This is a genomic window from Rhodococcus sp. CX (genome assembly GCF_015865005.1).
Classification (GTDB): domain Bacteria; phylum Actinomycetota; class Actinomycetes; order Mycobacteriales; family Mycobacteriaceae; genus Rhodococcus.
In genome coordinates this window covers 1-6,640 of record NZ_JADZGH010000249.1, presented here as the reverse complement: position 1 = coordinate 6,640, position 6,640 = coordinate 1, and the positions used below count along the sequence as shown (strand labels likewise).

The window sequence follows — 6,640 nt, the reverse complement described above, 5'->3', positions numbered from 1 at the left end:
TCGAGTACGGCGACCGGGACGCGGTCGTGCTGCTGGTGCCGGGCGGGGTCCCGCCGCAGCTCACCGCCGTGGTCGTCGGAACAGGTTGCGATGCAACACATCCCGAAACGCTGTACGTGACCTCGATCGGGTGAGGTCGGGGGTCAGCGATCCGCCACGGGCAGCAGCAGTTCCAGGATCCGGGCCCGCAGCGCGGGCGTGTCGTCCTCCGCGGCGATGAGGCTGCTGAACAACGCGGAGCCCGCGGCCATCACGAGAACGGCGAGCGCATCGAGGGGGTCCCGGTCGGTACCGTCGGAGAACAACGCGGTACTCGGGCCACTGAAGGTGCGCCACAACGTATTCCGCAGATCTTCGTGGTCGCGGAGTGCGGTGAGCAGTCCGGGGAGCGCGGCCCGCACGTCCGGGCGGGAGAACAGTTCGGCGCTGCCGGTGACCACCCATTCGATCCATCCGCGCCGATCGATGCCGTCGTACGGTTCGAGATCCGGCGCGGAACCGAGCAGTGCGTCGAGCACGAGATGTTCCTTGCTCGGCCAGCGGCGGGTCAGGGCGGCGCGGCCGACGCCGGCGCGGGCGGCGATGCCCCGCATGCTCAGACGTTCCCAGCCGACCTCGACCAGCATTTCTCGGGTCACGGCCAGGACTTCGGCGTCGATTCGGGGTTCGCGGGGGCGTCCGGGTGCGGCCAGCGACATACAGGTTGTATCTTTCCGTATGCGATGTGATCCAGACCATCGCGCAGGGCTATAGTTGAACGGCAATTACGATACCACTGGCATCGAAAGTAGGGCCATGTCTCCGTCGCGACCCCAAGTGTTCGAACCGGCTCGACTCGGACCACTCACGCTCCGTAACCGCATCGTCAAGGCGGCCACCTTCGAAGGGGTCATGCCGCTCGGCGCGATCACCGACGAACTCGTCGAATTCCACGCCGAGGTGGCTCGCGGGGGCACGGCGCTGACCACCGTCGCCTACTGCTCGGTCTCCCCGGGAGGTCGCGTCCATCGCGACACCGTCGTCCTCGACCGCGAGAGCATCCCCGGACTGCGCCGCCTCACCGACGCCGTGCACGCCGAAGGCGGCCTCGCCTCCGCCCAGGTCGGCCACGCGGGCCTCGTCGCCAACCAGATCTCCAACGGCACCAAATCGCTTGCCCCGTCCACCCGCATCAGCGCGCCCGGAATGGGCCTGGTCCGCGGGGCCTCCCTCGAACAGCTCGACCGTGTCGTCGAGGACTACGAGAACGCCGCCCGCAACGCCGTCGAGGCCGGCTTCGACGCCGTCGAGGTGCACCTCGGGCACAACTATCTGCTCAGCTCGTTCATGAGCCCCAACCTCAACAAGCGCACCGACCGTTACGGGGGATCCCTCGAGAAGCGCAGCGCGTACCCGCGCCGCGTGCTCGAAGCCGTGCGCAAGGCCGTCGGGGACAAGGTCGCGGTCATCGCGAAGTTCAACATGACCGACGGCGTCCCCCAGGGCCTGTGGCTCGACGAGTCGCTGCCCATCGCCAAGATGATCGAAGCCGACGGCCACATCGACGCGATGGAACTGACCGGCGGCAGCTCGCTGCTCAACGGCATGTACTTCTTCCGCGGCGAGGTCCCGCTGAAGGAGTTCGTGGCCTCGCAGCCGAAGATCGTGGGCTGGGGTCTCAAGTTCTACGGTCCCAAGATCTTCCCGACCTACCCCTTCGAGGAAGGCTTCTTCCTGAAGGAAGCGCGCCAGTTCCGCTCCGAACTGAAACTGCCGATCATCCTGCTCGGCGGCATCAACCGGCTCGACACCATCGAGAACGCCCTCGAGGAGGGATTCGACTTCGTCGCGATGGGCCGGGCACTGCTGCGCGACCCCGACGTCGTCAACAAGTTCCGGGACAAGAAGGCCGACGAAGGTCTGTGCATCCACTGCAACAAGTGCATGCCGACCATCTACTCCGGCACCCACTGCGTGATCCGCGAAGCGCTCCGCGAGGCACCCCAGACGGTCTGATCCGTTTCCGCGACACCGCTGCCACTGCCCGCCTGCGGACGGAGGCAGCGGTGTCACTGCACGGTGGCAGCGGTGTCACTGCACGGTGGGGGAGGGGAGTGGTTCCGCCCCGGCAGCGGACGACGAACGGGCCCGAACGGACAGAGTGTGGTGTGACGCACGGCGCGGGCGGAACAACACCCTTTACCCTGGTGTTGTTTCTTTCGTTGCTGCACACCGACGCGCATCGCACCACCAGTCACAGACGAACCGGAAGGCCCGAATGACCACTCCGCCCACGATTCACGACCTCATCATCGTCGGTTCGGGACCGGCCGGATATACGGCCGCGGTGTACGCAGCCCGCGCCGAACTCGCGCCCCTCGTCTTCGAAGGCACCCAGTTCGGTGGCTCCCTCATGACCACGACCGAGGTCGAGAACTTCCCCGGTTTCAAGGACGGCATCATGGGCCCCGAGCTCATGGAGCAGATGCGTGAGCAGGCGCTGCGCTTCGGCGCCGACATCCGCACCGAGGACGTCGACGAACTGGACGTCACGGGTCCGGTCAAGACGGTCGTCGCGAACGGTGAGACCTACCAGGCCCGCGCGATCATCCTGGCGATGGGCGCGGAGCCGCGCTACCTCGGCGTCCCGGGCGAGGAGCGGCTGCTCGGCCGCGGCGTCAGTGCGTGCGCAACCTGCGACGGCTTCTTCTTCCGCGACCAGGACATCGCCGTGGTCGGCGGCGGGGACTCCGCCATGGAGGAGGCCACCTTCCTCACCCGCTTCGCGCGCAGCGTCACGCTGATCCACCGCCGCGACGAGTTCCGCGCATCGAAGATCATGCTCGAGCGTGCCCGCGCCAACGAGAAGATCCGCTTCGTCACCAACGCGCAGGTCGTCGAGGTGCAGGGCGAGAACAGCGTCACCAACCTCGTCCTCGAGGACACCGTGACCGGCGAGCGCAGCGACCTGGCCGTCACGGGCCTGTTCGTCGCGGTCGGACACGACCCGCGCAGCTCCCTCGTCGCCGGTCAGGTCGACCGCGACGCCGCCGGCTACGTGCTCGTGCAGTCGCCGACCACGGCCACGTCCGTCCCGGGCGTGTTCGCCGCCGGCGACCTCGTCGACCGCACCTACCGGCAGGCCATCACCGCGGCCGGCACCGGCTGCTCCGCGTCCATCGACGCCGAGCGCTGGCTCGCCGAGCATGCGGCCGCCGACCTGTCCACAGCCTCGGCAGAGGCCTGATCGACAGCCTCGGCAGAGGCCTGATCGACAGCCTCGGCAGAGGCCTGACACCCCCGCTTCGCCCATCCGAATTTCTAGGAGACATCGTGGCCAACACCATCACCATCACCGATTCCTCGTTCGTCGAGGACGTTCTGCAGTCCGAGAAGCCGGTCCTCGTCGATTTCTGGGCCACCTGGTGCGGCCCGTGCAAGATGGTCGCCCCGGTCCTCGAGGAGATCGCCGGTGAGCACAGCGACAAGCTGACCGTCGCGAAGCTCGACATCGACGCGAACCCCACCTCGGCCCAGGACTACAAGGTGATGTCGATTCCCACGATGATCCTGTTCTCCGGTGGCAAGCCGGTGAAGACGATCGTCGGCGCCAAGGGCAAGGCGGCGCTTCTGCGCGACCTGGGTGACGTTCTGTAGTAGCGTCCCACCGATCGACGCCCGGCGAAGGACACAACACCTTCGCCACGGATGCGCCCGGATTTCTCCTGTTCCGGGCGCATCTGCGACAATCGAGCGATGCGGCCTGCCCTGCGGGCACCATCAGGTCAGCACGGAAAGGCCCGAGACATGCACCGACTGCGTCACGGCGACCACGGCCCCGCTGTCGCCGAGATCCGCAGCACTCTTGCCGGTTTGGGCTTCCTCCACGACGCCACCGCTTCGCGGGACTGGGTCGGCTCCGACGTCGTCTTCGACCGTGAACTCGACGGTGCCGTGCGCGCCTTCCAGCAGCAGCGGGGGCTGCTCGTCGACGGGATCGTCGGCCCCGCGACCTACCGGTCGCTGAAGGAGGCGTCGTACCGGCTCGGCGCCCGCACACTCATCTACCAACTGTCGGCTCCGCTGTACGGGGACGACGTTGCCGCGCTGCAGACCCGTCTGCAGGACCTCGGGTTCTACGTGGACCGGGTAGACGGCTACTTCGGGCCCCGCACCCACGAGGCGCTCAGCTCCTTCCAGCGGGAGATCGGCCTCGCCTCGGACGGCATCTGCGGCCCGGAGACACTGCGCGCGCTGGAACTGCTCGGCACCCGCGTCTCCGGTGGTTCACCGCACGCGATCAGCGAAGAGGAAATCGTCCGCCGCTCCGGCCCGCAACTCAGCGGCAAGCGGATCGTGATCGATCCCGGTCTCGGCGGCAAGGATCACGGCGTGATCGTGCGCAGCCGCCACGGTGTGATCTCCGAGGCGGACATCCTGTGGGACCTCGCCCGCCGGTTGGAAGGGCGGATGGCCGCCACCGGCATGGAGACGTTCCTGTCGCGGCCGTACCACGCGAACCCGACGGACATCGAACGCGCCGGCACCTCGAATGCGTTCGGCGCGGACCTGATGATCTCGCTGCGGTGCGATTCGAGCCCCAACCCGGCGGCGCGCGGCATCGCCAGCTTCCACTACGGCAACGCGCACGGCTCGGAGTCGATGATCGGTCAGGTCCTCACCGGCTACATCCAGCGTGAGATCGTCGCCCGCACCTCGCTGCAGGACTGCCGCAGCCACGGCCGCACGTGGGACCTGCTGCGACTGACCAACATGCCCACGGTGCAGATCGACCTCGGTTACCTCACCAACTCGCAGGACGCGGCGCTGCTTTCGGATCCCCGATCGCGCGACGTCATCGCCGAGGCGATCCTCATCGCCGTCAAGCGTCTGTATCTGCTCGGACAGGACGACCAGCCGACGGGCACCTACACGTTCGCCGAGTTGCTCGCCGAGGAACTGTCGATCACCGAGACCCGCTGAGCGCGGTCCGCCCGAATACGAAACACCCCGCCGGCCTCGGGCCGGCGGGGTGTTTGTTTCACGTGAAACAGTGCGTTCGCGTCAGCGCGCTCCGACCGGGGTGCGGGACCCGTCGAGTTCCGCGATGGTGATCGACGCGGCCTCGATCAGCCGGTCGAGCGCGGCCTCGACCTCTTCCTTCCACCCGTGATCCCGATTCAGTTCGAGGCGAAACCGGGGGAAGCGCGGGTGCGGGGCAACCACCTCGAAGCCCATGTCCTCCAGAAAATCGGCGGGGATCATGCACTCGAGGGGGGAGCAGTCGAGTGCCGCCGTTGCCGTCGGCACCCCGCTGTTCTGCTCGGCATCGTCGGTGGCCCGGATCCCGAACGCTTCCAGGGCGCGCACATTGCGCCGGACCAGATCGTCGACGACCGCGCGGATCAGTTGACTGCCCAGATCCAGGTCGTCGGCGTACGGCTCGATCCGCATGCTCGTCAGCAGGATCGCGTCGGCGCTGACCGGCGAGGTCGGGAACAGCTGCGCGCGCGGAACCATGTTGGGCGGAGCATAGAACGCGCAGCCGGCCGGTTTGTCGTCGACCGTCGCGAGCTGCGCGCACGAACCCCACTGCAGCATGACCATCGACAGCCACGCTTCCTTTTCGAACTCCGGATCGCAGAAATCGCGCGCACCGCGGACCGCCCCCGGATCCATCTCCCAGAACACACAGCGCCGCGCGTGCGCCGGCAACTGGTCGATTCCACTCAGCGTGAGTGATGTGACTCGAGTCGACACCGGTCTACTTCGCCTCCACGTCCGTATTCTCGACTGTCGTCCTGCATGGGCGGCCCGTCAAGAAGGATCGACCTGGGACTCCATCATCGTCACGATGCGCTGCAGATCGTCGACCGATCCGAACTCGACGACGATCTTGCCTTTGCGCTTGCCGAGGCTCACGGTGACGCGGGTGTCGAACGAGTTCGACAGCCGCTCCGCGACATCCTGCAGACCGGGCATCTGGATCGGCTTGCGACGCTGCGGCGCGGCGGTGGGACCGTCACCGCGGTTCGCGAGCATCACCGCCTCCTCGGTGGCACGCACCGACATGCCCTCCGCGACGATGCGGGCCGCCAGGGCCTCCTGAGCGTCGGCACCGGCCTCCAGAGACAACAGCGCCCGCGCGTGCCCGGCGGACAGGACTCCGGCGGCGACCCGGCGCTGCACCGCGACCGGAAGCTTGAGGAGACGGATCATGTTGGTCACGACGGGCCGCGACCGTCCGATACGCGACGCCAGTTCCTCGTGGGTCACCTCGAACTCTTCGAGCAGCTGCTGATACGCGGCGGCTTCCTCGAGCGGGTTGAGCTGGACGCGGTGGATGTTCTCGAGCAGCGCGTCGCGCAGCAGCGCGTCGTCGTCGGTGTCGCGGACGATGGCCGGGACCGTTTCCAGGCCGACCTCCTGGCAGGCCCGCCAGCGGCGCTCGCCCATGACGAGCTGGAAGCGGTCGCCCTCCGTGCGGCGGACCACGATGGGCTGCATGAGCCCGAATTCGCGGATCGAATGGACCAGCTCGGCGAGGGCCTCCTCGTCGAACACCTGACGCGGCTGCTTCGGGTTGGCCTCGATCCGGTCGATCGGCACCTCGACGTACACCGCTCCGGTGGGGGAGGGGAGGGGCTGCTCCGTCGAAGCA

7 protein-coding genes are annotated in these 6,640 nt (G+C 67.7%); 4 read left to right on the top strand and 3 right to left on the bottom strand.

Features of this window, described 5'->3' with window-relative positions:
- Window positions 1-143 precede the first annotated feature (143 nt).
- On the bottom strand, window positions 144-698 hold the full coding sequence (locus I0Q12_RS26800; RefSeq protein ID WP_197256371.1) for a TetR family transcriptional regulator: 555 nt from the start codon (window positions 696-698) through the stop codon (window positions 144-146).
- 97 nt (window positions 699-795) lie between these two features.
- On the opposite strand from I0Q12_RS26800, the gene I0Q12_RS26795 reads away from it, so the two are divergent.
- From I0Q12_RS26795 to I0Q12_RS26780, 4 genes are all read left to right on the top strand, one after another.
- Complete coding sequence (locus I0Q12_RS26795) at window positions 796-1,995, top strand: NADH:flavin oxidoreductase (protein WP_197256369.1); 1,200 nt, start codon at window positions 796-798, stop codon at window positions 1,993-1,995.
- Window positions 1,996-2,257: 262 nt separating this feature from the next.
- A complete protein-coding gene (gene trxB, locus I0Q12_RS26790) occupies window positions 2,258-3,226 on the top strand; it encodes a thioredoxin-disulfide reductase (protein WP_197256367.1) in 969 nt (322 codons plus the stop codon).
- Window positions 3,227-3,312: 86 nt separating this feature from the next.
- Window positions 3,313-3,636, top strand: coding sequence for a thioredoxin (gene trxA, locus I0Q12_RS26785; protein WP_197256365.1), 324 nt, complete (start codon window positions 3,313-3,315; stop codon window positions 3,634-3,636).
- A gap of 150 nt (window positions 3,637-3,786) precedes the next feature.
- Window positions 3,787-4,962, top strand: coding sequence for an N-acetylmuramoyl-L-alanine amidase (locus tag I0Q12_RS26780; RefSeq protein ID WP_197256363.1), 1,176 nt, complete (start codon window positions 3,787-3,789; stop codon window positions 4,960-4,962).
- An 81-nt stretch (window positions 4,963-5,043) separates the two neighbouring features.
- Here I0Q12_RS26780 and I0Q12_RS26775 read toward each other — a convergent pair whose 3' ends face one another.
- Together I0Q12_RS26775 and I0Q12_RS26770 are read right to left on the bottom strand one after the other, a co-directional pair.
- Entirely contained in the window at window positions 5,044-5,739 is a 696-nt protein-coding gene (locus tag I0Q12_RS26775) for a GNAT family N-acetyltransferase (RefSeq protein WP_197256361.1), read from the bottom strand.
- Window positions 5,740-5,796: 57 nt separating this feature from the next.
- Window positions 5,797-6,640: ParB/RepB/Spo0J family partition protein (locus I0Q12_RS26770; protein ID WP_197256359.1), on the bottom strand; the 844-nt coding region annotated here is incomplete at its 5' end.